At 62.1% G+C, this 25592-nt stretch carries 21 protein-coding genes and 1 pseudogene; 9 read left to right on the forward strand and 13 right to left on the reverse strand.

Annotation, left to right across the window (positions count from 1 at the left end; genetic code table 11):
• Positions 1-36: 36 nt before the first annotated feature.
• Positions 37-2577, reverse strand: a complete 2541-nt coding sequence (nirB, locus tag HDG37_RS01205; protein WP_184043677.1) for a nitrite reductase large subunit NirB — start codon at positions 2575-2577, stop codon at positions 37-39.
• A 593-nt stretch (positions 2578-3170) separates the two neighbouring features.
• On the opposite strand from nirB, the gene cobA reads away from it, so the two are divergent.
• Positions 3171-3971: a uroporphyrinogen-III C-methyltransferase gene (cobA, locus tag HDG37_RS01210; protein WP_184043679.1), complete on the forward strand. Its 801-nt coding sequence runs from the start codon at positions 3171-3173 to the stop codon at positions 3969-3971.
• Between the two features lie 38 nt (positions 3972-4009).
• On the opposite strand, the gene HDG37_RS01215 is transcribed toward cobA, so the two are convergent.
• Complete coding sequence (locus HDG37_RS01215; RefSeq protein ID WP_184043681.1) at positions 4010-4891, reverse strand: MOSC domain-containing protein; 882 nt, start codon at positions 4889-4891, stop codon at positions 4010-4012.
• A 237-nt stretch (positions 4892-5128) separates the two neighbouring features.
• Between HDG37_RS01215 and HDG37_RS01220 the strand changes: the two genes are divergently transcribed.
• From HDG37_RS01220 to HDG37_RS01245, 6 genes are all read left to right on the forward strand, one after another.
• A complete protein-coding gene (locus HDG37_RS01220; protein WP_260332713.1) occupies positions 5129-6586 on the forward strand; it encodes a PDZ domain-containing protein in 1458 nt (485 codons plus the stop codon).
• Between the two features lie 64 nt (positions 6587-6650).
• Positions 6651-7082 carry a carboxypeptidase regulatory-like domain-containing protein gene (locus HDG37_RS01225; RefSeq protein WP_090804862.1) on the forward strand — a complete coding sequence of 144 codons (432 nt, stop codon included), beginning with the start codon at positions 6651-6653 and terminating at the stop codon, positions 7080-7082.
• A gap of 134 nt (positions 7083-7216) precedes the next feature.
• Positions 7217-7840, forward strand: a complete 624-nt coding sequence (gene petA, locus HDG37_RS01230) for a ubiquinol-cytochrome c reductase iron-sulfur subunit (protein ID WP_184043683.1) — start codon at positions 7217-7219, stop codon at positions 7838-7840.
• 96 nt (positions 7841-7936) lie between these two features.
• Positions 7937-8368 carry a MarR family winged helix-turn-helix transcriptional regulator gene (locus HDG37_RS01235; protein ID WP_184044468.1) on the forward strand — a complete coding sequence of 144 codons (432 nt, stop codon included), beginning with the start codon at positions 7937-7939 and terminating at the stop codon, positions 8366-8368.
• Between the two features lie 1151 nt (positions 8369-9519).
• On the forward strand, positions 9520-9924 hold the full coding sequence (locus HDG37_RS01240; RefSeq protein WP_184003617.1) for a heme-binding protein: 405 nt from the start codon (positions 9520-9522) through the stop codon (positions 9922-9924).
• A gap of 80 nt (positions 9925-10004) precedes the next feature.
• The gene (locus HDG37_RS01245; RefSeq protein ID WP_184043685.1) at positions 10005-12179 is read left to right on the forward strand and encodes a malate synthase G; all 2175 of its coding nucleotides are present in this window, start codon (positions 10005-10007) and stop codon (positions 12177-12179) included.
• A 71-nt stretch (positions 12180-12250) separates the two neighbouring features.
• On the opposite strand, the gene galU is transcribed toward HDG37_RS01245, so the two are convergent.
• A complete protein-coding gene (gene galU, locus HDG37_RS01250) occupies positions 12251-13168 on the reverse strand; it encodes a UTP--glucose-1-phosphate uridylyltransferase GalU (protein ID WP_184043687.1) in 918 nt (305 codons plus the stop codon).
• 284 nt (positions 13169-13452) lie between these two features.
• Complete coding sequence (locus tag HDG37_RS01255; RefSeq protein ID WP_184043689.1) at positions 13453-13596, reverse strand: hypothetical protein; 144 nt, start codon at positions 13594-13596, stop codon at positions 13453-13455.
• Between the two features lie 252 nt (positions 13597-13848).
• Between HDG37_RS01255 and HDG37_RS01260 the strand changes: the two genes are divergently transcribed.
• Positions 13849-15096 carry an acyltransferase gene (locus HDG37_RS01260; protein WP_184043691.1) on the forward strand — a complete coding sequence of 416 codons (1248 nt, stop codon included), beginning with the start codon at positions 13849-13851 and terminating at the stop codon, positions 15094-15096.
• A 222-nt stretch (positions 15097-15318) separates the two neighbouring features.
• Here the strand turns inward: HDG37_RS01260 and HDG37_RS01265 are convergent, their stop codons facing one another.
• From HDG37_RS01265 to HDG37_RS01305, 9 genes and pseudogenes are all read right to left on the reverse strand, one after another.
• On the reverse strand, positions 15319-15813 hold the full coding sequence (locus tag HDG37_RS01265; RefSeq protein WP_184043693.1) for a hypothetical protein: 495 nt from the start codon (positions 15811-15813) through the stop codon (positions 15319-15321).
• Positions 15810-16010, reverse strand: coding sequence for a M35 family metallo-endopeptidase (locus HDG37_RS01270; RefSeq protein WP_260332714.1), 201 nt, complete (start codon positions 16008-16010; stop codon positions 15810-15812). Before HDG37_RS01270 ends, HDG37_RS01265 begins: the two co-directional genes overlap by 4 nt.
• A gap of 118 nt (positions 16011-16128) precedes the next feature.
• Positions 16129-16553, reverse strand: a pseudogene (locus HDG37_RS01275) (glycosyltransferase); the annotation flags it as partial.
• A gap of 113 nt (positions 16554-16666) precedes the next feature.
• A complete protein-coding gene (locus HDG37_RS01280) occupies positions 16667-17398 on the reverse strand; it encodes a hypothetical protein (protein WP_184043695.1) in 732 nt (243 codons plus the stop codon).
• Positions 17395-18009: a hypothetical protein gene (locus tag HDG37_RS01285; RefSeq protein WP_184043697.1), complete on the reverse strand. Its 615-nt coding sequence runs from the start codon at positions 18007-18009 to the stop codon at positions 17395-17397. The genes HDG37_RS01280 and HDG37_RS01285 overlap by 4 nt, the downstream gene beginning before the upstream one ends.
• Positions 18006-18455, reverse strand: a complete 450-nt coding sequence (locus tag HDG37_RS01290) for a hypothetical protein (protein WP_184043699.1) — start codon at positions 18453-18455, stop codon at positions 18006-18008. The genes HDG37_RS01285 and HDG37_RS01290 overlap by 4 nt, the downstream gene beginning before the upstream one ends.
• 645 nt (positions 18456-19100) lie before the next feature.
• Positions 19101-21554 (reverse strand): glycosyltransferase family 4 protein, encoded by a 2454-nt coding sequence (locus tag HDG37_RS01295; protein ID WP_184043701.1) that lies wholly within the window; start codon positions 21552-21554, stop codon positions 19101-19103.
• Positions 21551-23017, reverse strand: coding sequence for a flippase (locus HDG37_RS01300; RefSeq protein WP_184033630.1), 1467 nt, complete (start codon positions 23015-23017; stop codon positions 21551-21553). Before HDG37_RS01300 ends, HDG37_RS01295 begins: the two co-directional genes overlap by 4 nt.
• A 62-nt stretch (positions 23018-23079) precedes the next feature.
• Positions 23080-25281 (reverse strand): hypothetical protein, encoded by a 2202-nt coding sequence (locus HDG37_RS01305; protein WP_184043703.1) that lies wholly within the window; start codon positions 25279-25281, stop codon positions 23080-23082.
• 33 nt (positions 25282-25314) lie between these two features.
• Between HDG37_RS01305 and HDG37_RS01310 the strand changes: the two genes are divergently transcribed.
• On the forward strand, positions 25315-25581 hold the full coding sequence (locus tag HDG37_RS01310; RefSeq protein WP_184043705.1) for a hypothetical protein: 267 nt from the start codon (positions 25315-25317) through the stop codon (positions 25579-25581).
• Positions 25582-25592 lie beyond the last annotated feature (11 nt).

A 25592-nucleotide genomic window follows, 5' to 3' on the forward strand; every position in this document is an offset into this window, starting at 1 on the left:
TGGGCTCCTTTTGAGTTAAGCGGGAATCGGATGAGGTCAAACCGTCTCGACGACAACGGGAATCTCGATGCGCTGCACCTGCCGCTCGGCGGGCGTTGCCGGCCGGATCTGTCCACGCTCCTCGACGAACGCGACGTTGCTATCGGACTCGCCGCTGTTGACGAAATGGCGGAAGCGCTTGCGCGTTTCGGGATCGGTGACGGCCTTTTTCCATTCGCACTCGTACGTGTCGACCACATGCTGAATCTCCACTTCGAGCTCGTTGGCGACGCCAAGGCGATCGTTGACGATCACGTCGATCAGATAGTCGAGCCCGCCTTCGAGGTTGTCGCGCCACACGCTGGTGCGTTGCAGTCGGTCGGCGGTGCGCACGTAGAACATCAGGAAGCGGTCGATATAGCGCACGAGCGTCGCCTTATCGAGGTCCGCGGCGAGCAGTTCCGCGTGACGCGGCTTCATGCCGCCGTTGCCGCACACGTACAGATTCCAGCCCTTCTCGGTCGCGATCACGCCGACGTCCTTGCCCTGCGCTTCCGCGCATTCGCGGGTGCATCCCGACACCCCGAACTTGATCTTGTGCGGCGTGCGCAGGCCCTTGTAGCGATTCTCGAGTTCGACCGCGAGACCGACCGAATCGCCGACGCCATAGCGGCACCACGTCGAGCCGACGCACGACTTCACCGTACGCAGCGATTTGCCGTACGCGTGGCCCGATTCGAAGCCGGCCGCGATCAGCTCTTCCCAGATCAACGGCAATTGCTCGACGCGCGCGCCGAACAGATCGACACGCTGGCCGCCGGTGATCTTCGTATAGAGGCCATATTTCTTCGCGACCTGCGCGACCGCGATCAGGCCGTCGGGCGTCACTTCGCCGCCCGGCATGCGCGGCACGACCGAATAGGTGCCGTCGCGCTGGATGTTCGCGAGGTAGTAGTCGTTGGTGTCCTGCAGCGACGCGTGCTCCTTCTTCAGCACGAATTCGTTCCAGCACGACGCGAGAATGCTCGCGACCGCCGGCTTGCAGATGTCGCAACCGAGCCCGCGGCCATGCTTGGCGAGCAGCGCGCCGAAACTGCGCACTCCCTCGACGCGCACGAGGTGATACAGCTCCTGGCGCGAATACGGGAAGTGCTCGCAGACGTGGTTGTTCACCGCGAGGCCCTGCTTCTTCATCTCGGCCTTCATCACCTGCGTGACGAGCGGCACGCAGCCGCCGCACGAGGTGCCCGCGCCGGTCGCGCTCTTCAACGCGCCGATGTCGGTCGCGCCCGCGCACACGGCTGCGCACAGCTCGCCCTTCGACACGTTGTTGCACGAGCAGATCTGCGCGGCCGCGGGCAACGCCTCGACGCCGAGCGCCGGCTTCGCGCTGCCGTCCGCTTGCGGCAGGATCAGGAATTCGGGGGACGCAGGCAGCTCGATGCGGTTCAGCATCATCTGCAGCAGCGTGCCGTATTCGCTCGCGTCGCCGACCATCACGCCGCCGAGCAGATGCTTGCCGCAATCGGACACGACGAGCTTCTTGTAGATCTGCTTGCGTTCGTCGCTGAACTGGTAGGTGCGGCTGCCCGGCGTATTGCCGTGCGCGTCGCCGATGCTGGCGACGTCGACGCCCATCAGCTTGAGCTTCGTGCTCATGTCGGCGCCCGCGAATTCGGCCGGGTCGCCGAGCAACTGCTTCGCGACCACGCGCGCCATCTCGTAGCCGGGCGCGACGAGCCCGAACAGCTGGCCGTGCCACAGCGCGCATTCGCCGATCGCATAGATGTGCGGATCGCTGGTGCGGCACGCGTCGTCGATGGCGATCCCGCCGCGCGCGCCGAGTTCGAGGCCGCATGCGCGCGCGAGATCGTCGCGCGGACGGATGCCGGCGGAGAACACGATCATGTCGGTGTCGAGATGGCTGCCGTCGGCGAACTGCATGCGGTGCGTGCCCGCTTCGCCGTCGACGATCGCCGTCGTGTTCTTCTGCGTGTGCACCGTGACGCCAAGCTCTTCGATCCGGCCGCGCAATACGCGGCCGCCGCCGTCGTCGACCTGCACCGCCATCAGGCGCGGCGCGAATTCGACCACGTGCGTTTGCAGACCCATGTCGCGCAGCGCCTTCGCGCATTCGAGACCGAGCAGGCCACCGCCCACGACCGTGCCCGTCTTCGAGCGGGCGCCGCATTCGCGCATCGCTTCGAGATCGTCGATCGTTCGATAGACGAAGCAGTCGCCGCGCTCGCGGCCCGGCACCGGCGGCACGAACGGATAGGAGCCGGTCGCGAACACGAGGCGGTCGTACGGCAGCGTTTCGCCGGTCGCGACCGTCACCGTGCGCGCGTCGCGATCGACCGCGACCGCCCGCGCGTTCAGCTTCAGTTGCACGCCGTGGCGCTCGAAGAAGCCCGGCTCGACGAGCGACAGGTCATCGGCGGTCTTGCCCGAGAAGAACTCGGACAGATGCACGCGATCGTAGGCCGGTCGCGGTTCTTCGCCCAGCACCGTGATGTCGAGATCGTGCGCGGCCCGTTGCGCCAGGCATTCGACCAGTTTGTGGCCGACCATCCCGTGACCGATAACGATGATTTTCATGAGCGCGCCGTCCTCTGGTGTCTGGCGAAAGCGATTGCGGAAATAAAAACGGCGTCCCGCGAATCCAGCCGAGGGGCCGAATTCGGGGGACGCCGTTGTCCTGTTGGGTGCTACGGGCGCGTGCAGTTGTGCTGCAAGCGCGACGAACCCACGTTGGTCCGATGGCAACGCTTATCGCAAGGGCTGTGCCAATTTCGATAAATGCGCCCGAAAGCGCGGTGTGGCGGGGATTTGCGGCAAGTCGCGCGGCTTCGGACCGGCCCCCGCGCGCGACGCGTTTTGAGGCGGCGAGGCACAGGGATGGTGCGACGCAGCACTGTCGACGTGCGAAACGAAGGCGCACGGGCGTGCGATCGCCGTCATGTTTTCCGCGTGAATCGCAATGTGTGGCAACGGCTTGCGCGCCTTGATCGGATCGATGGCGTGGTCCTTGCATTGCTCTTGCGCAACCTCATCGCGACAACGTCGTCGCGACGCGCAGACTCAACCGTCGACAGGCAATGCAACGGACAACGGCGTCCCCTCGTGATCTTCACGGGCGGGCGCCGTTTTCGTTTCGGGCCAACGGAAACCAACGGCATAAGGACACCAACATGAACACCAACACCGGCAAGGTCACGCTGCTGAGCGCGGGCCCGGGCGACCTCGACTTGCTGACCCTGAAGGCCGTCAAGGCGCTCGCGGCCGCCGACGTCGTGCTGCTCGACGACCTCGCGAATCCCGACATCGTGACGCTCGCGCCGCAGGCGCGCGTGATTCGCGTCGGCAAACGCGGCGGCTGCCGCTCGACGCCGCAGGCGTTCATCGAGCGGCTGATGCGGCGTTATGCGCTGAAGGGTCTGCACGTGGTGCGCGTCAAAGGCGGCGAAGCGTTGCTGTTCGGTCGCGCGGGCGAGGAACTCGCGGTGCTGCGCGATGCGGGCCTCGCGGTCGAGATCGTCAACGGCATCTCGTCGGGCTTCGCGGCCGCCGCGGGCCTCGGCATGTCGCTCACGCATCGGCGGCATTGCCACGGCGTGAGCTTCGTCACCGCGCACACCGAAGATCACGGCGAGCCGGACTGGGGCGCCCTTGCCGCGACGCGCACGACGCTCGCGATCTATATGGGCATGCGGCGCATCGACGGCATCGCCGCTGCGTTGCTCGCGCACCTGCCGGCCGAAACGCCGGCCGCGGTCGTGCAGTGGGCCGGCGGCAGCGGCGAGCGGCGCCTGTTGACGCGGCTCGATCGGCTCGCCGCCGATGCGCTCGGCGCCGGTTTCGGCAGTCCGGCGGTGATTCTGGTGGGCAATGCGGTTGGCGAGAGCGCCGAAGCGCCTTGCTGCGAACGCGAAGCTCGCGGCAATCGAGTTGGGCAAACACTACCCGCGTCGGCCATGGCGCGGGCAGCCTGATCGGCGCTCGAAGCGGGCCTCGCCCGCCTTTCATCCCATCAATCGCCGAACCCGAGCTCCGCGTCGACCTGCTGCCCGACGCGCAGCCAGGCCCCCGCCCCGCTCGCGACCAGCGCGTTGTTGCCGAACGTGACCGCGCCGTCGAAGCGCTCGCTGACTCGGTAACCGAGCATCGTGTCGGTCGGCTCGTTCGGCCAGTCGGGATCGGGCGCGCCGCGCGCCTGATCGATGGTCGGCACCGGACAGCGCGAGCACAGCTTGACGAGCCGCAACTCGACGCGCGCGCTTGAGTCCGCATTCGCGCCGACGGCGAGTGTCTCGACATAGTCCTCTTCATAGGCATCGAGGCCGCTGAGCACGATATTGGGCCTGAAGCGATCGATTCTGATCGACGGTGCGCCTTTGCCGTTCAGGCGCGCGTTCAGATCGTCGAGCGAGGCCTGGCCGACCACTAGCAGCGGAAAGCCATCGGCAAAAAAGGTCGTGGCGCCCCCCGTGCTGTCCGTATAGTCCGGATCGACGACGCGTTCCCGCTCGGGATCGAAGCGCAGCAAGCGCGCGGGCAGACCGAGGAACTCCGTGAACCAGGCCGCCGTTTCTTCACCGGTATCGAGCCCGTAGGCCGCGTCGCGCCACACCGCGGTAGCGACCCTGGGTGCCGCGGCGAGCCGCGCGGCATCGAGCGGCGTGCGCAGCTCACGCATGTCCGGCGCGCTGACGATCAGATCCTCTGCGCCGAGTTCGACCTTGATCAGCGCCATGCGCGGATACGCGCGCTGCGTGAACATCGCGCCTTCGGGATCGACGATCATCCAGTTGCGGTCGTATTCGAGGCCCGTCGCCAACAGCCGCGCCTCGGCGAGCGCGATGCCCGCGCAGGATTTGATCGGATAGACGAACAGTTCGTTGATGGTAGGCATGGTTGCACGCGCGCCGGGAGCGCAGTTCCGGCGAAAATCGGGGACTGAAAGTAGATTCGTATAGTACCGAAATTAGCGTTGACGGGGACGTGCGAGCCGGACCCTCTCATCGGGCTTTTTTTAAGCTTGTTTTAAAAGTGGCGACCTAAAGTCGAATCACAGCAGCATGGAGAACGCATCGGACAGACGCGTTACTCCGACTCAACCGACTCAACTGCTCGTGTCGGGGGGCATGTGATGCGACGCGACAACCTCAAGTACTTCCTGATCGTGGAATGTCTGACCGTGGCGGTGTCCGCGGGCTGCATGGCGCAATCCCCTCCGAACAACGCAAGCTCCGGCGCGAATGTGCCGGCTGCCAGGCTTCCAGGCCACGACACGGCGCCCGCGATAGTGACGGACTTCTCGCGCCTCGTCAGCGAAGAAGGCAAAGCAGTCGTCAATATCAGCGTGACAGCGGCTCAACCCGTCGCCACCTTCACTCCCCTCTGGCCGCCGGCCGGCAGCGAAGACGATCCTTTTACCCGGCAGTTCCAGCAGTTCGCCTACGCCCCTCCTGGCGCGGCAGGTCTGGCTTCGCAACGCAGCGGCTCAGGATTCATCATCGCCGCCGATGGATACATTCTCACCGACTCCAGCCTGATAACCAAAGCAACCCTAATCAGCGTGACGCTAAAGGACGGTCGCAGGTTCAAGGCCACGGTGGTCGGCGACGACCCAGCGAGCGGTATCGCGCTGCTCAAGATTCCCGCCACCAAACTGCCGACAGTCAAAATTGGCTCACCGTCCGCGAACAAGGCCGGTCAGTGGGTCGTCTCGATCGGCTCCCCTTATGGACTGAACGACACGGTGACGGCAGGCATCATCAGCAACATGTCGCGGCCTTTGCCAGGCGAGTCGTATGTACCGCTTATCCAGACTGACATGACCGAAAATGCGGGCGATGCAGGCAGCCCGGTGTTCAGTCTGAACGGCAACGTCATTGGGATCGAAATGCCCATCACGAAAGAGATCGGCGACGTTGAAGGAGCCGCGTTCGTGCTGCCGATCGATGAAGCGATGAAAGTTGCCCGACAGTTGCAACTTCACCACGAGGCGGAACACGGACGCCTCGGCATCACGATTCAGGATGTCAGCTGGCCGCTTGCGCAATCTTTCGGTCTGAACCGGCCGCAAGGGGCGCTCGTCAGCTCGGTCGACCCGCGAGGACCGGCTGCCAGGTCCGGTCTCAGACCAGGCGACGTCATCATGAAGATCAATGGCGTTGATATTCCAGATTCGACCCAGTTGCCCGTCACAGTAGCCGATCTCAAACCGGGCACATCCGTCCATCTCGTGTACTGGCGCGATAACGCCACGCACGATATGACAGTCGCGCTTGGCAGTCTGAATGCCACTCCTGCCGAGACCCCGGCCATTGCGCAGGTCGCAGTTCCCGATGGGCTGACCGTGCGTGGTTTGACCGCACAGGAGCGACACGACGCAGGTGTCGAAGGTGGTGTCCTGGTCGAAAAAAGCACGGGGGCCGGCGCGCTCGCCGGCATCGAACCGGGAGACATCATCCTGATGATCGACAGTACTCATGTATCAAGTCCCGCCCAGTTCCGGCGGAAAGCGGCGAACAGCGGTAACGCGGTCGCGCTATTGGTCCAACGCGACGGACAGCGCATGTTCGTCACCATCGACATGGGCTAGGGACAGACCTTGGCAGCGCAGTGGCGGCGCGTACCTCATCGCCACACTTTACGAGGAGCTCGAAATGAACCAGCACGCAATCGTCAAAGTTGGCTTGACGGCACTCGCACTGAGTGCAAGCGTCCAATACGCGTTCGCGGCAACTCAGCCTTTACCCGCGGTACAGCACGAGGGTGAGGTTACGTTCCTGAGCGGCGGGATCGGCCTTGGCCAATCCACCGCTATCAAGGAGGTCATGCCAAGGTATCCACTCACGCTCGAGTTTGCGGGCAAGGCGGCTAGCGGCAACGAGTACCTTGCGAATATCCCGGTGACGCTATCCGACATGCACGGCAATACGATATTGCAGACCACCGCAAAGGGTCCTTTCCTGTTGGCGTCGCTGCCTCACGGCCGGTATAGCGTAAGCGCCACATATAACGGCAAGACGGAGCGCAGGGACGTGAATATCGCTCCGTCGTCGCATGTGCATGAAGTGTTCCTGTGGTCGATGTAGACCGGCGTTTCGCCTTTCTGGCCGCACGCGATCCGATTCGCCGGCTTTCCGGCGCGTGACGACCGCGGCGGTGCATTCGTAACCGGTACTCGTGAAAAGTCGCGATGGGCAACCGAACCGACTCGGAGCTTGCCATGAAAAACGGTTCCAGCGAGCCTCTCGACGAAACCCGCCGCAGATGGCTCATCGCCACATCGGCCGTCGGCGCCATAGGAGGCGTGGCGGTCGTCGTTCCTTTTGTCGACTCGTTTGCGCCGCCGGCGAGTGCGAGGGCAGCCGGGGCGCCAGTCAGCGCCGACATCAGCAGACTCGAGCCTGGCAGCATGATGACCGTGGCGTGGCGCGGCAAGCCGATTTTCATCGTCAACAGAACCAACGAGATGCTGGCGGCCGTGCTCAAGGCCAACCCGATGGTCGCCGACCCGCATACCGTGCATCCGTTCTCGATACCGCTGCCGGCCTACTGCAACAACGAGTACCGGTCGCGCCCGGAGCATCGCAACATACTCGTTGTGATCGGCGTGTGCACCCATCTCGGCTGCACCCCGCTGCCCCGCTTCCAGCCCGGGCCGCAACCCAGTCTGCCCGACGATTGGCCCGGGGGCTTTCTGTGCCCTTGTCACGGCTCGACTTACGACCTGGCCGGTCGAGTGTTCAAAGACAAACCCGCGCCCCAGAATCTGGATGTGCCGCGTTACATGTTTGCGTCGTCGACGAGCGTCGTTATCGGACAGGATGAAAAAGGCGAGGAGGCATAGCCGCGGCATACGGTCGAGGACGCGGGAAGTTCCTGCTACGGTCACGCAATACCAGGTAGCAAAGTGAAGCAAACATCACCGCACATCCGGGTCGGCATGCCCAACAAGCGGGATCTCGAAGCCATGTCGGCATTCCGTTACCAGTTACGCAGGTTCCTGCGGTATTCGGAAGAAATTACTCACGCGGAAGGAGTCACGCCTCTGCAATATCAGATGCTCCTTCACGTCAGGGGATTTCCCGACCGCTCCTGGGCCAGTATCGGCGAACTGGCTGAACGGTTGCAGGCAGCGCCCAACGGCACCGCGGCGCTCGTGTCCCGCTGCGAAGCCGCCGGGCTCGTCGAGCGTCGCCCCGACGCTTCCGACCGGCGACTCGTGCAGGTCCACCTGACGGAAAAAGGCGAGCGGTGCCTGTTGAAACTCGCGATGCTGCATAAGCGGGAAATCGAGTCATTCGGTTGGGCGCTGCGGCAGTTTCAGGTTCAACAGACGCCACTGGTTGGCGGGACTGCTGGATCGTCCAATTGATATTGACGCCGCGGCCCTGCAATGCGGATCGGCCATCGGCGCTCACATCCGCGAGATTCTTCGTTTGCCGGGCCTTCGGCGTATGGATAGCAGGCACCTGCCACAAGGCGTCCCCGCACGGTGGAGAGAACGGGCGATCATCACCGTGCCGACACGGGGAAAGCCTTTAAGCCTGCTTTAATCGCCACTGCATAGATTGAAAGCGTACCAGGCCTGTCGTGCCTTCAACGAGCCAACGTTCGATCCGCCACTGCCGACGCGGAGCAAGGTTGATCGCTGCAGAGCCCCACTGATCGAAGCTGACAGATAGTTGACTGGCACTCTACTGGTTCTCTCGCACAAGGAGGACACACCATGCGTACGCTGCCTGCACTATGCGCTGGAATATGTTTGGGCTTCGCCCACCTTGCCATCGCGCACCCGATCTCGGACGTCGCCCCGAAAACTGGGTGCAAGGATTTCTCCGCGATCGCCATTCATCAACGCCCCCCGATCGCTGACTGGGTCGCACCGCCGAGCCGTCATCGTGTGGTCCGGACTGACAGCGCGATCATAGTCAATGCTGCTGCCCCGGTTGGCCTCATTGTCGGCGAGTGCGGGAAACCGACCTGATAGAGGTCGAACTCAGATCGAACGTTTCTTCGGGCGTATCAGCCAGTTTCGGCGGCCTTCCACCGGTTTCGACCGGTTCGTGGGCGGCTAACCGGTGTTCGCGTCGCCCATGCGCGGGTCTGGATCACTCGTGAAAGCGTGAACCGGGCCTCGTTCGCTTGGCCGCTGTCATCCGACGATGAACCGAAGCCGTAGCCCCCGCTACGGCTCGCGGCACGACCATTGTCTGGCCGCAATGAAGGCTTCGAAAACCAGCTCATCTGCTGGTATACCTCGTTATTTCTGAACCAGGCCGCGCTTGTGGACCGCCCCATGCGTGGCGTTGCGGCGACACTGTCGAGCGCACGGGCAGAGCCGCCTGGGGAGGCCGCCGTTTCGCGCTGCCTCGCGCGGAAGTAAAATCGTCGGATCAGGCGCGCGCCGGAGAGCCGCAAGAAGCTTGCAACGGAGCGCCGAGGATCTTCTGAAGCGCCGCATCGCCGGTTACCGAAAGAAGCTGTAGAAGCCACCTTCCCCATCACCGAGACAGGAAATTCATTATGCTGAGCAAACCCGTGTTGACCGTCGCCGAGACGACCCGCATTGTCGATGCCGCCCGAGCGGAAGCCGAAAAGAACAAATGGCCTGTCGCGATCGTCGTCGCGGACGACGGCGGCCATCCGCTCGCGGTGCTGCGTCTCGACGGCGCGGCACCCTCCACCTCGTATATCGCGACCGAAAAAGCGCGCACCGCGGCGCTCGGCCGGCGCGAAACCAAGGTCTATGAAGACATGATCAACAACGGCCGCACCGCGTTCCTCAGCGCACCGCTGCAGGGCACGCTCGAAGGCGGGGTGCCGGTGATCGTTGACGGCCACGTGGTCGGCGCGGTCGGCGTGTCGGGCGTCAAGTCGGAGCAGGATGCGCAGATCGCGAAAGCCGGCATTCAGGCGCTCGGCGTGTAACGCGCCGAGCGCCAAAGCAATCCTGAGACACAACGCGGACCGATGCCCCCTCGTCGGTCCCATAACAGATGGAGCAGTCGATGACTCAGATGAACCCGCGCGGCGGACTGCAGGTCGCCGCCAACCTCGACCAGTTCGTTGAATCCGAAGCCCTGCCCGGCACCGGAATCGACAGCGCCGCCTTCTGGTCGGGATTCGACGCCCTCGTGCACGAGCTGGCGCCCAAAAATCGGGCGTTGCTCGCCGAGCGCGACCGCCTGCAAAGCGAACTCGACAACTGGCATCGCGCCAATCCCGGCCCGGTGCGGGATCTGCGCGCGTATCGTGCGTTTCTCGATGGCATCGGCTACATCGTGCCCGTGCCCACCAGCGTCCAGGCCACGACCGACCACGTGGACAGCGAAATCTCCGGACAGGCCGGCCCGCAGCTCGTCGTGCCGCTGTCGAACCAGCGCTACGCGCTGAACGCCGCAAACGCTCGCTGGGGCAGCCTGTACGACGCGCTGTACGGCACCGACGCGATCCCCGAAACGGACGGCGCGGAAAAGCAGAAGGGCTTCAACCCGGTGCGCGGCGCAGCCGTGATCGCGTACGCGCGCAAGTTCCTCGATCAGGCCGCGCCGCTCGCGAACGGCTCGCACGCGGACGCAACGCGCTATAGCGTCGAGAACGGCCAACTGGTCGTCGCGCTGAAGAGCGGCGCCACGGCGCTGAAGACACCAGCGCAGTTGGTCGGCTATCAGGGCGACGCGAGCACGCCGTCGGCGGTGCTGCTCAAGCACAACGGCCTGCACGTCGAGATCCAGATCGATGCGAACGATTCGATCGGCAAGACCGATGCCGCCCATGTGAAGGACATCGTCGTCGAAGCGGCCGTCACGACGATCATCGATTGCGAAGACTCGGTCGCGGCCGTCGACGCCGATGACAAGGTGCAGCTCTATCGCAACTGGCTCGGCCTCATGAACGGCGACCTGACCGAACAGGTCACGAAGAACGGCAAGACCTTCACGCGCCGGCTCAATGCCGATCGCGAATACGTCGGCGCCGACGGCAAGTCGCAGGTCAAGCTGCATGGCCGCTCGCTGCTGTTCATCCGCAACGTCGGCCATCTGATGACGAACCCGGCCGTATTGACGAAAGACGGCCACGAGATTCCGGAAGGCATTCTCGACGCGGTGATCACGACGCTGTGCGCGCTGCGCGACCGCCAGAACAAGCTGAACTCGCGCACCGGCTCGATTTATATCGTGAAGCCGAAGATGCACGGACCGGCCGAAGTCGCGTTCGCGAGCGAACTGTTCGCGCGCGTCGAAGACCTGCTGAAGCTGCCGCGCAACACGATCAAGATGGGCATCATGGACGAGGAGCGCCGCACCAGCGTGAATCTGCTCGCCTGTATCGCCGAAGCGTCGGCGCGCGTCGCGTTCATCAACACGGGCTTCCTCGATCGGACCGGCGACGAGATGCACTCGGCGATGGAAGCGGGCCCGATGATGCGCAAGGGCGACATGAAGTCGAGCAAGTGGATCACGTCGTACGAGCGCAGCAACGTGCTGGTCGGTTTGAGCGCGGGCTTGCGCGGCCGCTCGCAGATCGGCAAGGGCATGTGGGCGATGCCCGACCTCATGCACGCGATGCTCGAGCAGAAGATCGGCCATCCGAAGGCCGGCGCGAACACCGCATGGGTGCCCTCGCCGACCGCGGCGACGCTGCACGCGCTGCACTATCACCAGGTCGACGTGCAGGCGGTCCAGCAGGAACTCGAACGCACCGACTATGCGACGGTGCGCGACGAACTGCTCGACGGCCTGCTGACGATTCCGGTCGTCGAAAAGGCGCAATGGAGCGACGACGAAATCCGCGCCGAGGTCGACAACAACGCGCAGGGCATTCTCGGCTATGTGGTGCGCTGGGTCGACCAGGGCGTCGGCTGCTCGAAAGTGCCGGACATTCACAACGTCGGCCTGATGGAAGACCGCGCGACGCTGCGTATTTCGAGCCAGCACATCGCCAACTGGCTGTATCACGGTGTGATCAAGCGCGAGCTCGTCGAGGAGACGTTCAAGCGCATGGCCAAGGTGGTGGACGCGCAAAACGCCGGTGATCCGCTCTACCAGCCGATGGCGCCCGGCTTCGACACGATCGCGTTCAAGGCCGCGCAGGCGCTCGTCTTCGAGGGGCGCCAGCAGCCGAGCGGATATACCGAGCCGTTGCTGCACAAGTTCCGGCTCGAGGTGAAGAAGCGGGGTTGAGGCCGTCCGGCCGAAACGACGACGGGCGCCGTGCAATGCGGCGCCCGTTTTTCCCTCCAGGTCGTGTCACTTCACGCGGCTTCTGCCGCCAATTGCGCCGCCTCGCCACCTGACGCTTCGTTCTTCATAAAGGCTTGCAGATACGCCTCGAATTCAGCCTTCACCTCGGGATGGCGCAGTGCGAATTCGACGGTCGCCTTCAGATAGCCGAGCTTGCTGCCGCAATCGAAGCGCGTGCCGAAGTAGCGATACGCTAGCACCTGCTCCTCGGTCAGCAACGACTGCACCGCGTCGGTCAGTTGCAGCTCGCCGCCCGCGCCCGGCTTCAGCGCGCGGATATGCTTGAAGATCGTCGGCATCAGCACGTAGCGGCCCACCACGCCGAGATTCGACGGCGCCTCATCCGGCGCTGGCTTCTCGACGATGCCCGACAGCTTGATCACGTTGTCTTCCCACTCGCGGCCGTCGACGACGCCGTAAGAGCGGCTGTCCTCGCGCGCGATCGTTTCGACGCCGATCACCGAGCTGTGATAGTGGTTGAAGGTATCGACGAGCTGACTCATCACGGGCTTCGCGCTATGCAGCAGGTCGTCGGCGAGAATCACCGCGAACGGGCTGTCGCCCACCAGTTTTTCGGCGCACAGCACCGCATGGCCGAGACCGAGCGCTTCGGCCTGGCGCACGTAAAAGCAGTCGACGTTGGCCGGCTTGATGCTGCGCACGAGATCGAGCAGCTTCTGCTTGTTGCGCGCTTCGAGTTCGGACTCGATTTCATAGGATTTATCGAAGTGATCTTCGATCGCGCGTTTGCTGCGGCCCGTCACGAAGATCATCTCGGTGATGCCGGCGTCGATCGCTTCTTCGACCGCGTACTGGATCAGCGGCTTGTCGACGATCGGCAGCATTTCCTTCGGACTTGCTTTGGTAGCCGGCAGGAATCGTGTCCCGAGGCCCGCTACGGGAAACACGGCTTTGGTGACTTTCAGCATGGTAGGCATTCCCACATCGGTTAGAAATTGGTGTGTTCGCGGACCTGGCGGCCAATCAACGCCGGCGCAAGACTAGCAGAAAAACTGCGAGGTTCACGCAAGCGTTTTTCTCCGATTTAATTCGGATAATTCACGCATTAATCGCAATTGGATATTGTGACAAATTGAGGAAATTATTACGTATCCATTGCCAGTTGGTGATCGAGCAAATCCGAAAGTCTTACCTTTCGGACGACCCCTGCCACGGGTCGCCTGGCGACCCGATGACCGGCTTCGGCAGCACGTCATTCCTGTTCGTCGACCGGTGGCAGCTCGCCTGGGTTCATCCGGTAACGACGGATCGGCTCGTTGCGCAAGGCATCGCGGTAGGCGGAGGCGGCCACCAGGATCAGCAGGACGGCCACGCCGGCCAGTAAATGCAGGTTCATGACTTCACCTCGGGTCAGAAAATCCTTGCTTTAAATTAGCACGACAAAAGCGATAAATAATTCGATATCCCATACTTCGACGCGCAATTACAATTCGTCACAAAATCGATGTCTGATTCAATGCGAAATGGAATTTTTTAATCATTTTTCAGGATTGCGGTGCTCTAGCATGGATGCGTCGCGGGTGCGCAAGACGCCCGCTCGAACGCCTGTTCCGCGCAATTTTTTTTCCGCTTCAGATAAGGACCGCGTATGAGCGACCCAGCACTGGATGCCGCCGGCTCATCCCTGCCCCTCTCCCCGCTGCCGCGCCCGGAGAAAAACCCGGCCGCGGCGCATGCGCGCAGCGACGGGCGTGTCGATAGCGCCAGCAAGGAGCACGCGATCGACGCGATGCGAGGCTTCGCCGCGCTGCTGGTCGCCTATTTTCATTGCCGCCAGATCGTGTGGGTCGGCATGCAGGCGTTTCATCAGAGCGTCGGACATTCGTTGAGTCCCAGTAGTCTCGCCGCGTATCTGACGTTTCCGATCGCATGGGGCTCGGCCGGTGTGCCGATGTTCTTCGTCATCAGCGGCTACTGCATTCATCGCGGCGGCGCGCTGCGGCTCGCGAGCAATCCCGCTTACCGGCTCGATGCAGGCAACTTCTGGCTGCGGCGCTTCGCGCGCATCTACCCGGTGCTGCTCGCGGCGCTCGTACTGACCTTCGCGCTCGATTCGTTGAGCCTGCAATTGCCGCCCGTCAGTCACAAGATTCGCGACATCGGCTGGCATCCGTTTCTGGTCAACCTGTTTTCGCTGCAGGGTGTGGCGGGTAAAACGTATGGCTCGAACGGCGCGCTGTGGACGCTGTCGCTCGAAGTGCAGTTCTATGCGATCTATCCGCTGCTGTTCGCGCTACGCAGACGCATCGGCATGAACGCCGTGCTCGCGCTCGTCGGCGCGATCAACGTTGTGTCCGCGTACGGGTTGGAGCACCACGATCTGCAGTTCTTCACGTCGTACTGGTTCTCCTGGACGCTCGGTGCGTGGATCGCCGATGCCAAAGCGCGCAGCGCGGTACGCACGCGTGCGCCCGCATTGCTGTACGTGCTCGCGGCGGGATTGCTCGCGGCAGGCTGCGTCGCGTTTCACTTCGGCCAGTACGGCGCGTTCCAGATATGGGCGCTCGGCTTCGCGTGCTATCTGTACAAGGCGCTCGATGGACGTCATGCCCCCCGGCGTGAAACGGGCGGCGTACGCGCGCTGCTTCGTGCCGGGTCGGATGCAGTAGCGCGCCTGCTGTCGCGCGTCGGCGACTTCAGCTTCTCGCTGTATCTGATCCACCTGCCGATCTTCGTGTTGCTGTCGGCGTGGCTGTTTCGTTCGTCGCTGCAGATGTCGATCTGGCCGTCGTTCGGCTATATGCTGGTCGCGGTGCCGGCCGCCTATGTGTTCTATCGGCTGGTTGAGTTGCCTGCGATGAGGTGGTCGGCGAGTTTTAAGCCTGGAAGGCGCTAGCAGAACAAGAGCATCGGGTCATCTCACCGTATTCATGGCGGCATGGCCAGACGGAAAATCAATCGCGGCTTGAGCAAGTTTTGAACACCATCGCTAACGGCTTCATGCTTACCGGCATCGAGTTCATCGGCGATGTCGCCTATGCCAAGTCGTGATGGTGCCGCTTGCCTGCCTGACCTGTCTATGAATGGGCCCCGCTTCGGCGGAGCCCTGTTCGTGTGCTTACGGGTTGATAACCTTGCTGCGCGGCGTCACCCTTGGATCGTCGCACATCCACGCACAGCTACCGTTACAGATCGGCTTGAACTCTACGAAGACCTGACGGTAACTAAGTGTGCCATCAGGACGCTTCACCACCATTTCATCCGTGAAAGTATGCTTCTCGATCAAAATGTTTTCACTTCTTATACCAAGCTGTTGCAAATACACCTTGACGTTTCTAGCTCGGTCTTCCTTCAACTGATCCAGATTACGCTCTACAGTATATGCGCCAGCCATAATAACCGTCTGAATCTGAACGTCGGGCCATTTTTTCGCGTCAATGACAGCATCCGTAATTGCGAGCCTGTTTGCGTTGGTCAGCGCAGTTGTATTGAATGGCAATTCAATCTCCGCTTCTTCCCCGACGGTACATGCGCCAGCCGATCCATAAGAACAAGCCGAAATGGCAAGCGCGACGATCACAACACTGTCCCTCACTTTCAGCTTCTTACTCATCTGATATTTCGCCCATCGAATGTTGCAATATAGCCGGTTATGTTGTCAGCATTTCTGATTGCGAGGTCAGGATGATTTTTCGCAAAATACTTCGCTCCTGACTCGGTATCTTCATATACCTCATCGAACGAATTAAATGTATCCGTATAATGGGTGCACTCGTGAATCAACGTCTTGATCTTGCACTCGTGAAACAACTCGCCATGTGAGATCTTGCAAAACTTCGAGTAGATAGCGATAACGCGCTTTTGGGAATCGGGTTTGCCTATTTCGAATTCGATCTATTGCCCGCGATCCGTTTAGATGATCAATTCGTCGGCTGCTTTCTGAAAGCGAGTCGACAAGAAAGGCGTCGCGCGGCAAATTCAGGCGCTCGCGCAGCACGGCTTGCGGCACCGTGCGCAACGCGTCGAACGGGTCCGCGGCAATCCCGTTGAATACGGCGTCGATGCGCGCGCTGTCGAAACTTGTGAGCTTCGCGAGCGCCTGTGCCGACGCAGCCGAATTGGCGATCACATGCGTGAGGCGGAGCCGCGCGCACCACTTGATGATCGCGAGCTGCTTGCCGCGGAAATGCTCGGCGCTGGCATGTCGCGCAGATGCCAGACTACCGGCCGTCGCGCGAGCTTGCCGGCCATCGCGCCGATCACCATCGCGCGCTGCGTATTCGTGTAGATCAACTCCACGTTGCGCGCGCGTCTGGCGGTGGCGCGCACGAGCGACATGAGTCCTTTCAACGCGCCGTCGGGTCATGGCCGCCGTATTCAGGGCGGCCAGCGCACCATCCATGCAACTCAGCTTTCTACTCATGGAAGACCTGCTCTCCGCGGCAATGACGTAGCAACGTCGATACTTAGTTCTTGTCCTGAATGGAAAATTGAAACGGTATCTCTGGATGCGTAAATCTGAGCCGGAGTTGCTTTAAAGCCGGGACCGGGACAAAGCGCTGATTCTCAAACGTGTAGTACGACACTAGCAGGCCAACGCGGGATGCCTGTGCATCGTCGAAAACGTAACTGTTCTTCGGAAAGGCAAGCTTGCCGTCCTTCGTCGCCACTACGGCCCGACATGAAGAAAGTAGACTTGGCAGATGCAGAAACGTCGGGTTGCGCGCCAGAGGGTTTACCAGGAGGGAGATCTGCTGGTATCGACTTGCGGCTTCGCCCGAACCGCTGCCGTGCCCTTCCACGCAGAGTAGGAGCGGATGGGTATCGGTTCGCGCAGCAATGAATACATTGGCTGATTGCGGAAAGATTTCGGACACATGCTCTCCGGGAAACGTCGTAGCGTCCGCAAAGCGATAGGTTTTGCCGTTGACTGCCAGGCGATTTCCCCAGAGTTCAATATTTAGCGTATTCCGTTCCAGTTTGCCTTGTAGCTTCGTAAAAATGCCTGGCTCGCCTGGCTCGGAATAGACCACGCCGGCGTTTTGCTCGGTCGGGTCACCGTTCTGCCTGATCGGGACGCCAAACACTGCCCCCGGTTGGGCAATGTAGAAGGCTTCGTAGCCGTCGTAAGACTGAGCGGCATCTGCGCTGCTAGATAGGGCGGCCAAAACCGCCACCAGTATCGTTATGATTCTCATCGGTATGCTTTCGCTCCTGTCGCTTTCAGGTAGTCGGGGTTAAGCATCCAAAAAATCGTGCTTCCGTGGGCGGCAGTGGAAACCCAAACCGAGTCGTAACGACCTCGTTCAGCCCCGTCGACAATTTTTCCTGTCTTCTTATTCACAACCCGCCATCGCATGATGAACAAGCGTTTGTTCTCTTGCATCCTGAAGATGTTGTGGGACGGATCGCCCCACTTGAATCCGATTTGGACTTTTGGATGGGTCGCGTAGTCGGTCTTGAAGTCGAGACCGTCCCACCAAAACGCGCCGTTAGACGGGTCCGGGCCTTCGTTTCGCAATGCTTTTCGAGCCCATTCGACGGCGAGCTTCATCCCAGGACCGGCATCGAGTTTTTCGTTGGGGGTGAACATTAGTTTATTGAAGCGCTGGTTCGAACCATTCCACGCGTAAGCATAGTTCGGATCCACTGCGCGCAATTCGGACACCGTTTTCCCACCCCATGCCCGGCACCTGTTGGCGACGGCAAACGCGATTCCTCCGATTTCGTTCGAATCATTCGCTGTGGATGCCTCTCCGTAAGCGATCGCAGCCAACAATCGCATATCGTTACTGATCGGATCACTCATCGGACATTCCCCGCTCGCCAAGCCACGACGATCAGATTCGGATGATTCTTCATCGGAAATGAACGCGTTTTACCATCTGCAAGCGGCGCGTCCTCAACGACCATACGTCCGTTGCTCAATAGCTTGTAGGTCATGCCTTCGACGGGAATCCCGGTTTTCGCGTCAACAAGCTCGAAATAATGTTCGAGAACCTCTTCTGCATTCTGCGGCGCTGGCGCTGCCTTACGTTCGCGACAATCGCACGCCCATGCGTAACCCAGCGCTTCGGCCATGTCGTAACCGTTCGAATACGACTTCAGCCTATCGAACGGAAACCATTCGCCGGTTTCGGCGTTCAGCGCCATTGCGGACGGCATTGGCGGGAAGTTTGAGTAGATTGAATAGGTGATACGGCAGAGCTGGCACTCTTCCTTGGCGCTGGGTTCATCCTGTTTCTGCAGTTCCATTTGACCTCTGCTGATCTTCCAGAAAAAATACCCTGCGAATTAATCATCTAAACGGGTCACGGTCAAGGACTTTAATTTGAGACAAAACCATTTTGACATATATTTACAATGACTCCGGAAATCTGATGTTCATGCACATCCTTCCAGTATCGCGATTCGACAAATAAAGCAGCTCAATACCGCATTTTTGTTGGCTCTCGCCTTCGGGGGCTATAGGCTCCAGCAAGAACTATTGTCAATGTTGTCAAAACCGTCCTATTTCGAATTTAATCTATTGACCGCAATCCGTTTAGATGATCATTCCGTCCGGTGCTTCCTGACAGTTCAGAAAACGGCCAATCGAGCCACAGAAACGTGAAGGCACCGGAACGCCTGTGGCGAGCCGGGAGACTTGGCGGCTTTGCCGGATCACATATTCGATTTCTCATCACTTCCCGGCACGAACATGAGACTGCATGACCCGAATAACAAAAAGCAGGCTTGATCATCTGATCAGGCCTGATACAGACAACTAACGGCCGCTGGCCCCACCACCCGCACAGCGCGACAAAAAAAACGGAGCGAAAGTCGTTCGAGACTTTCGCTCCGCTACGCCAAGCAAGGACTGGCCAAGCCCTCGTCTATCCTCGCGTAAAAATCACCTCGTCACCGCGCTGCCACGCCGGTCAGAATCTGCGCAACCCCATCCACATAGCTGCGCGTGCCGAAGCGCTCCTGCGCCGTCCGATAGCCGTTCCTGACCAGTTTGTCGCGCAAGTCGCCGTTCGAGCGCAATTCGGCGAGCGTATCGGCTAGCGCATGCGCGTCTCCCGGCGTACACAGCACGCCGTTCTCGTAGTCGTCGATGATTTCGAGCACGCCGCCTGCGCGCGACGCCACGACCGGCCGCTGCGCGAGCATCCCCTCGACGATCACGCGACCGAACGGCTCCGGGGTGATCGACGTATGCACGACCGCGTCGACCGCGCACATGCAGGCCGGAATATCGTGCTGGAAGCCGAGAAAATGCACGCGCTCGCCAAGCTTGTGCGCGGCGACGAAGGCGCGTAGTTCGCTCTCGTACTGGTCCTCGCCGAACAGCGCCGCGCCGACCAGCACTGCATGCATCTGCGGATTGAGCACCATCGCTTCGAGCAGCACATGTTGTCCCTTCCAACGCGCAAGCCGGCTGAACGAGCCGACGAGAAACGCGTCGCGCGGCAGATTCAGGCGCTCGCGCAGCACCGCTTGCGGCACCGTGCGCAATGCGTCGAACGGCTCCGCGGCGATCCCGTTGAACACGACGTCGATGCGCTTGCTGTCGAACCGCGTGAGCTTCGCAAACGCCTGCGCCGACGCAGCCGAATTGGCGATCACGTGCGTGAGGCCGAGCCGCGCGCACCACTTGATGATCGCAAGCTGCTTGCCGCCGAAATGCTCGGCGCTGACGATGTCGCGCAAATGCCAGACCACCGGCCGTCTCGCGAGCTTGCCGGCCACGGCGCCGATCACCATCGCACGCTGCGTGTTCGCGTAGATCACATCCACCTTGCGCGCGCGTTTCGCGGTGGCACGCACGAGTGAGATGAGTCCCTTCAACGCCTGAGCTTTCGGCATCGAACCGCCCTGCTTGCGCACATTTTTGAGCGCGCCGGCATCGAGTACAGTGACCTCGACGCCGGTTTTCGCGAGTGCGGTGTTGAACGGCCCGTCGTCGAACAGCACGACCTCGATGCGCGAGCTCAGCGCCTTGACGATTTCGAGCAGCGACAGTTCGGCGCCGCCGAGCACGCCGCTCTGATCGACGGCGAGAATGCGCGGCACGTTCGCGGCGCCCTGCACGGCCGGCCGATACGGCGTATAGGCCGGCAGCGTCGCCGTGCGCAACGCGGGCACCGCCGCGCGCACCTGCGAGAAAAAGCGCTCGCGGAAATGCGCGGCCGAAAACTGCTCGGCGTTGCCGCGGCAATTCTCCGGCAGGAACCGGTGCCCAAGCTCGTCGAAACGATTCACGGCAGCGATGATCGAGTCGGTATCCTGTTCATCGAAGAACATGCCGGTCGGCTTCGGTTCGGACAGATCGCGCACCGTTTCGAGCGCCCCGCCCTTGCCGTACGCGATCACCGGCGTGCCGCAAGCCTGCGCCTCGACCACCGAAATGCCGAAGTCCTCTTCGGCCGCGAACACGAATGCCTTCGCGCGGCTCATGCGGTCCTTCAGCACCTCGAACGGTTGATAGCCCATGATCTCGACGTTCGGCCCCGCCTTCGCGCGGATCTTCGCCATGTCGGGTCCGTCGCCGATCACGACGAGCTTGCGCTCGGGCATCCGCGCGAACGCCTCGACGATCAGATCGATTTTCTTGTACGGCACCATGCGCGAGGCGGTCAGATAAAAGTCTTCCTTCTCCGTGCACAGCGTGAACGCCTCGACATCGACCGGCGGGAAGATCACCTGCGCGTCGCGCTGATACACCTTCTTGATGCGTCGCGCGATGAACGCCGAGTTCGCGACGAAGCCGTCGACCGAGTTGGATGTGCGGATATCCCAGTTGCGCATGTAATGCAGAATCAGCCGCGCGAGCGCCGACTTCGGGCCGTTGGTCAGCTTCGACTGCTGCAGATACTGATGCTGCAAATCCCACGCATAGCGGATCGGCGAATGCACGTAGCTGATATGCACCTGATCGGGACCGGTCAGAATGCCCTTGGCGACCGCGTGACTGCTCGAGATCACGACGTCGTACGCCGACACGTCGAGCTGCTCGATCGCGAGCGGCATCAGCGGCAGATACGAGCGGTACTTGCTGCGCGCGAGCGGCAACTTCTGGATGAACGACGTCGTCACCGGCTTGCCGCGCAGGAAGCTGCGATCGTCGAGAAAGTCCACGAGGCTGAACAGGTCCGCGTCGGGAAAGCACGCGATGATCTGCTCGAGCACTTTCTCCGCGCCCGCGTAGGTGACGAGCCAGTCGTGCACGATCGCGATGCGCACGCTTTTGCTCGCGCGCGGTGCGGTACGGCGCGGTGCCGGCTGGATGCCGGGCACGCTCGTCAGTTCGTCGAGCGCGCTGCGCGTCGCGGGCCTCAACAGTTTTTTTTCAAGGACGTCTTGATTCATGCGCTTTTCCTCGGATTCAGTCGCAATAGCAGTGAACGCGCAAGATTGCGCAAGGCGGGCGTCATCGTGATCGACCATGCGACGTTCGCGCCGACCATCAGCACACCGGCGGCGATCGCGAGCGCGAGGCTCGGCAGGAAGCTGGCGAGCCACAGGCTGGCGAGCAGGAAGGCGAGATGGGCGAGCATGTCGAGCACGATCTGGCGCGCGCGGATCGCGGCGAAACGCAGCAGCACCGCGTAGTCGAACAGCGCGCGGGCAGCGACCGCGACCGCCGCGCCCGTGAGCCCGAAATGCGTGATACCGAGCCACAACGCGCCGGCGAAAAGCGGCAACTCGACGAGGCCGATGCGCGCGGCGGTGGCTGGATTGACTTGCGACTGAATCAGGATGCGCGTCACGTTCGCCTGGCCGACGAGCCACACGGCGACGATCATGATGCGGCCCACGGGCGCCGCGACCGTCGCGATCTCGTTGCCGACCCACAGATGCAGGAACGGTTCGAGCACCAGCATCGCGATAAGCGCGACCGGCGTGAACACGCCGTTCAGAAATTCGAGCGATTGCTGCGTGATCGTGTCGGCGTCGGCGCGGCCGACTGCGGAAAGCCGCGGAAACAGCGTACGTACCAGCGCGGTCGGCACGATGTTCAGACGCGTGACGAGGTTCTGCGGCACCGTGTAGTACGTGACGAAACGCGCGCCGAGCCGTGAACCGAGCATGACGCGATCGAGCGAATCGGCGACCATCGTCGTCACGCTCGCGATCAGCATCCAGCCGCCGAAGTTGAACAGCCCCTTTGCGACGCCGAGCCGTGGCGGCTGAATGCTGCGTATTTCAAGCACTTTTAGCGCGTAGCGGCCGAGCAGCAACGCCGCGAGAATCCGCGCGACGACTGCCGCGGCGAGTACGTTCTGCAAAGTCGCGCCGAGCCACCACGCGGCACCGAGCGGCAGCAGCTGGAACAGGAACGTGCCGATCGTCTGGTTCGTGTTGTAGACGCCGAAGCGTTCCGCGCCATTGATCGCGCCCGCGAACACCCACGACACGTTCGCGATCGGAATCGCGACCGCGAGCCACGGCAGCGCCATATAGACTTCGTGCTGCAACTCGGGCGATACCTTCGTGAAATACGCGGTGTACAGGAACGCGCCGAAGTAGATGATCAGACCGCCGACAACGCCGGTCGTCAGATTGAGCCACGTCGCGCTCCAGAACACGCGCGCGCTTTCCTGCTGATCGCCCGACGCGCGCGCCTTCGAAATATGGTTCTGCGCGGCCATGCTCATGCCGAGATCGAGAATCCCGAAGTAGCCGATCAGCGTCCACACGAGACTGATCACACCGTAGCGCTCCACGCCGAGCAGCCGGATATACGACGGCACGGTCACGAGCGACACGAACGTCGGCAGCACGAGCCCGAAAAAGTTGATTGCCACGTTCCTGAGAATGCCTTTGTCCATCGAATCCCTTCGGTTTTGCGGTTAGATTGCGTGCGGGGCTGCGTCAGCGAGGCCAACGCACCTCAAGGCTTCCAGCGATACATCAGCACCTTGCCGCGCGCGTCTTCCTCGACGAAGACGAGGTACTCGCCATCGCCGCGCTTCGTCGCGCTGATACCGTTCGGCACGTCGACCCAACCCGACGCGCGGCCCACTTCGGGGCCCGGCCGGATCACGCCGAGTTCCTTGCCGCTGTCCTTGTCCCACACGTGCACCGCGCCGACCGGCTCGACGCCGAACACGTATTGCCCCTCGACCGTGACGCCGATGATCGTCGCGATGGGCTTGCTCTGCGTCTGCCACGGCAGCGTGATCGCGTAGCGCTGCACCGGCTTGCCGCTCGACCACTTGTCATAGCGCACCAGCACGCGCCCCACTTCCTTCCAGAAGCCCTGCGCGGTCGGCATATCGGCCGTATAGCCGCTCACGTACATCGTGTCGGTGTCCGGTTCATAGATCGCGCGATGCAGTTCGCTGAACGGTGCCGGCACCGGGTACTGCGTCAGGTTCGAGTACGAGTAGACCGGGTTGCCCTTCGCGTCGATTCCGCCGAAACGGAAGCGATAGATGCCCTTCGTATCCCGGGTACGCCAGATGTCGCCGGCCGTGTCGACCCACCAGCCCCAGCCGCCCGCGAGCTTCGTGCCGCTAGTGTTCAGCGTGTATTCGTCGCGATCGAAGCGCCCGTCGCCATTCGTGTCGCGCCAGATCCAGTCACCGCCCGGCGGTGCATTCGGCACCTTCGCGACCGCGCGCTCGCGACCTGCGATAAATCCCGAGGGAATCGCGGTCTCGCCGTCATGCTGCGGATCGAAGCGATAGATCTTCAGATGATCCGCATACATATCGGTCAGATAGAGGAACGTGTGCCCCTTCAACCGCCGCGCGATCGGCAGACCCGGATACTGGTCGGTATGGAACACCGGATCGTCCGGGTACTTGAACCGATTCGACAGGAACCCCGCGTATTTCCAGTCCTGTCCGGACGGCTTCGACAAATCGAGTTCGAAGCGCTTATTGCCGGTATAGACGCTGTCGGGCCGGGCCGGATCGATCCACGCGCCGTCGACGAACAGCAGCCCCTCGACCTGCCAGTTGCGCTTGCCGTTCGGCGCATAACTTTCGAGCGTCGCGCCGAGGCCCGCGCCGATCGGCTCGTAACGCGGACCGATGCCATTGTTCGACACGTACACGTTGCCGCGCGCATCGACACCCACGCCGGTCAACCCGTTGAATCGCAACGGTCCGGGCTTGCCCGCGACGCCGCTGAAAATGCCGCCGCGCTCGCCGAGCGTGCCCGACTCCGTGTAGCGGCCGTCGCGCTTCGTGAAGAACAGCACCTGCTGGCGCGGCCCGTTATCGGCGATCAGGAGGCGGCCTTGCGCATCGACGGCGAGGCCGACCGCGACCGTATCGGCCGGCAGCGTGATGGTCTCGTCGATGCGCTGACCGGTCGCCGTGTAATGCTCGATACCCGGCGCGCGATCGCCGCGCGTGCCGCTGAGCACCCATAGCGTGCCGTCGGGCGCGAGCGCGATACCTCCAGGCTCGTGCACGTTCCACGTCGCTTTCTGCTGCATCGATTCGGCATCGTAGACTTCGATGCGATTGCGCGCGGTATTGGCCGCGAACAGCGTCGTGTCGTTCGCGGCGAGCCCGCCGATCTCGGCGTTCGTGCCGGTCGGCACTTCGTTCATCATCAGAAAGCCGGCCGCGAGCTGCGCGTGCGGGTCCGCGTTTTTAGCCGCGGGCTGAAACGGTGCCACGCGCTTCGGCTCGTCGATCAGGCGCCGCGAGATACCAAACCATTGCTTGCCTTTGTCCGGCCACACGCCCGGCTCGACCAGATGCCCCTTCTCATTGCCGACCGCGATCGCAACGAATGCATATTTGCGGTTGACCGCGATCGCATTGCCGCCGGCGTTGCCCCAGCCATGCGTGCCGCCCGCGAAGCCGAGCATCTTGCCGTCCTGATAGACGCTCGCTTCGGCGCCGCTTTCGTCCCACGGCGCGTTCGTATAGACCTTGCCGTCGGGCGTGACCGCGATCGCGGTGATATCGATCTGCGTCCATGTGCCATCGCCAAAGCCGAAGCTGTTGCCGATCCATGAGGTCTTCGCGTTCAAAGCGGTTTCGGCGCGCGCCGGCTGACAGGCCGATGCGGCGACGACGCCGGCAGCGCCGGCTGTCAGGGCGAACCAGCTTTTGAACGTGATACGGCGCAAGGCGGAACCTCCAGTCGATGTCCGGTCAACGCGATGCACGCGGACCTGCGCCCGCTCGGGGCGAAATTCAGTGATGTGGCAAAGCGAAACGAAGCGCAACCGATTGAAGCGCGGCGCCTGAAGGCAGCCGTCCGCACGGCTAAGTTACGCGGAAAAAATGCGGTGACGAAAATCGAAAATAATTCAAAAATATTCGTCCGCATATACGTCGCAAAAGAAACGATTTTAAAAATCGATAAAAGCGCAAGCCTCGCCGTCAGTCGCCTCTGTCGCGACGATCCCCCGTTCCTACCGATGTGATATCAGGCAAT

The organism is Paraburkholderia sp. MM5384-R2 (assembly GCF_014201025.1).
Lineage (GTDB): Bacteria > Pseudomonadota > Gammaproteobacteria > Burkholderiales > Burkholderiaceae > Paraburkholderia > Paraburkholderia tuberum.

Excerpts from the sequence above, each read along its gene's own strand:
- nirB (WP_184043677.1), bottom strand. The coding sequence starts at position 2,577 with ATGAAAATCATCGTTATCGGTCACGGGATGGTCGGCCACAAACTGGTC.
- cobA (WP_184043679.1), top strand. The coding sequence starts at position 3,171 with ATGAACACCAACACCGGCAAGGTCACGCTGCTGAGCGCGGGCCCGGGC.
- HDG37_RS01215 (WP_184043681.1), bottom strand. The coding sequence starts at position 4,891 with ATGCCTACCATCAACGAACTGTTCGTCTATCCGATCAAATCCTGCGCG.
- HDG37_RS01220 (WP_260332713.1), top strand. The coding sequence starts at position 5,129 with ATGCGACGCGACAACCTCAAGTACTTCCTGATCGTGGAATGTCTGACC.
- HDG37_RS01225 (WP_090804862.1), top strand. The coding sequence starts at position 6,651 with ATGAACCAGCACGCAATCGTCAAAGTTGGCTTGACGGCACTCGCACTG.
- petA (WP_184043683.1), top strand. The coding sequence starts at position 7,217 with ATGAAAAACGGTTCCAGCGAGCCTCTCGACGAAACCCGCCGCAGATGG.
- HDG37_RS01235 (WP_184044468.1), top strand. The coding sequence starts at position 7,937 with ATGCCCAACAAGCGGGATCTCGAAGCCATGTCGGCATTCCGTTACCAG.
- HDG37_RS01240 (WP_184003617.1), top strand. The coding sequence starts at position 9,520 with ATGCTGAGCAAACCCGTGTTGACCGTCGCCGAGACGACCCGCATTGTC.
- HDG37_RS01245 (WP_184043685.1), top strand. The coding sequence starts at position 10,005 with ATGACTCAGATGAACCCGCGCGGCGGACTGCAGGTCGCCGCCAACCTC.
- galU (WP_184043687.1), bottom strand. The coding sequence starts at position 13,168 with ATGCTGAAAGTCACCAAAGCCGTGTTTCCCGTAGCGGGCCTCGGGACA.
- HDG37_RS01255 (WP_184043689.1), bottom strand. The coding sequence starts at position 13,596 with ATGAACCTGCATTTACTGGCCGGCGTGGCCGTCCTGCTGATCCTGGTG.
- HDG37_RS01260 (WP_184043691.1), top strand. The coding sequence starts at position 13,849 with ATGAGCGACCCAGCACTGGATGCCGCCGGCTCATCCCTGCCCCTCTCC.
- HDG37_RS01265 (WP_184043693.1), bottom strand. The coding sequence starts at position 15,813 with ATGAGTAAGAAGCTGAAAGTGAGGGACAGTGTTGTGATCGTCGCGCTT.
- HDG37_RS01280 (WP_184043695.1), bottom strand. The coding sequence starts at position 17,398 with ATGAGAATCATAACGATACTGGTGGCGGTTTTGGCCGCCCTATCTAGC.
- HDG37_RS01285 (WP_184043697.1), bottom strand. The coding sequence starts at position 18,009 with ATGAGTGATCCGATCAGTAACGATATGCGATTGTTGGCTGCGATCGCT.
- HDG37_RS01290 (WP_184043699.1), bottom strand. The coding sequence starts at position 18,455 with ATGGAACTGCAGAAACAGGATGAACCCAGCGCCAAGGAAGAGTGCCAG.
- HDG37_RS01295 (WP_184043701.1), bottom strand. The coding sequence starts at position 21,554 with ATGAATCAAGACGTCCTTGAAAAAAAACTGTTGAGGCCCGCGACGCGC.
- HDG37_RS01300 (WP_184033630.1), bottom strand. The coding sequence starts at position 23,017 with ATGGACAAAGGCATTCTCAGGAACGTGGCAATCAACTTTTTCGGGCTC.
- HDG37_RS01310 (WP_184043705.1), top strand. The coding sequence starts at position 25,315 with ATGCACGCGGACCTGCGCCCGCTCGGGGCGAAATTCAGTGATGTGGCA.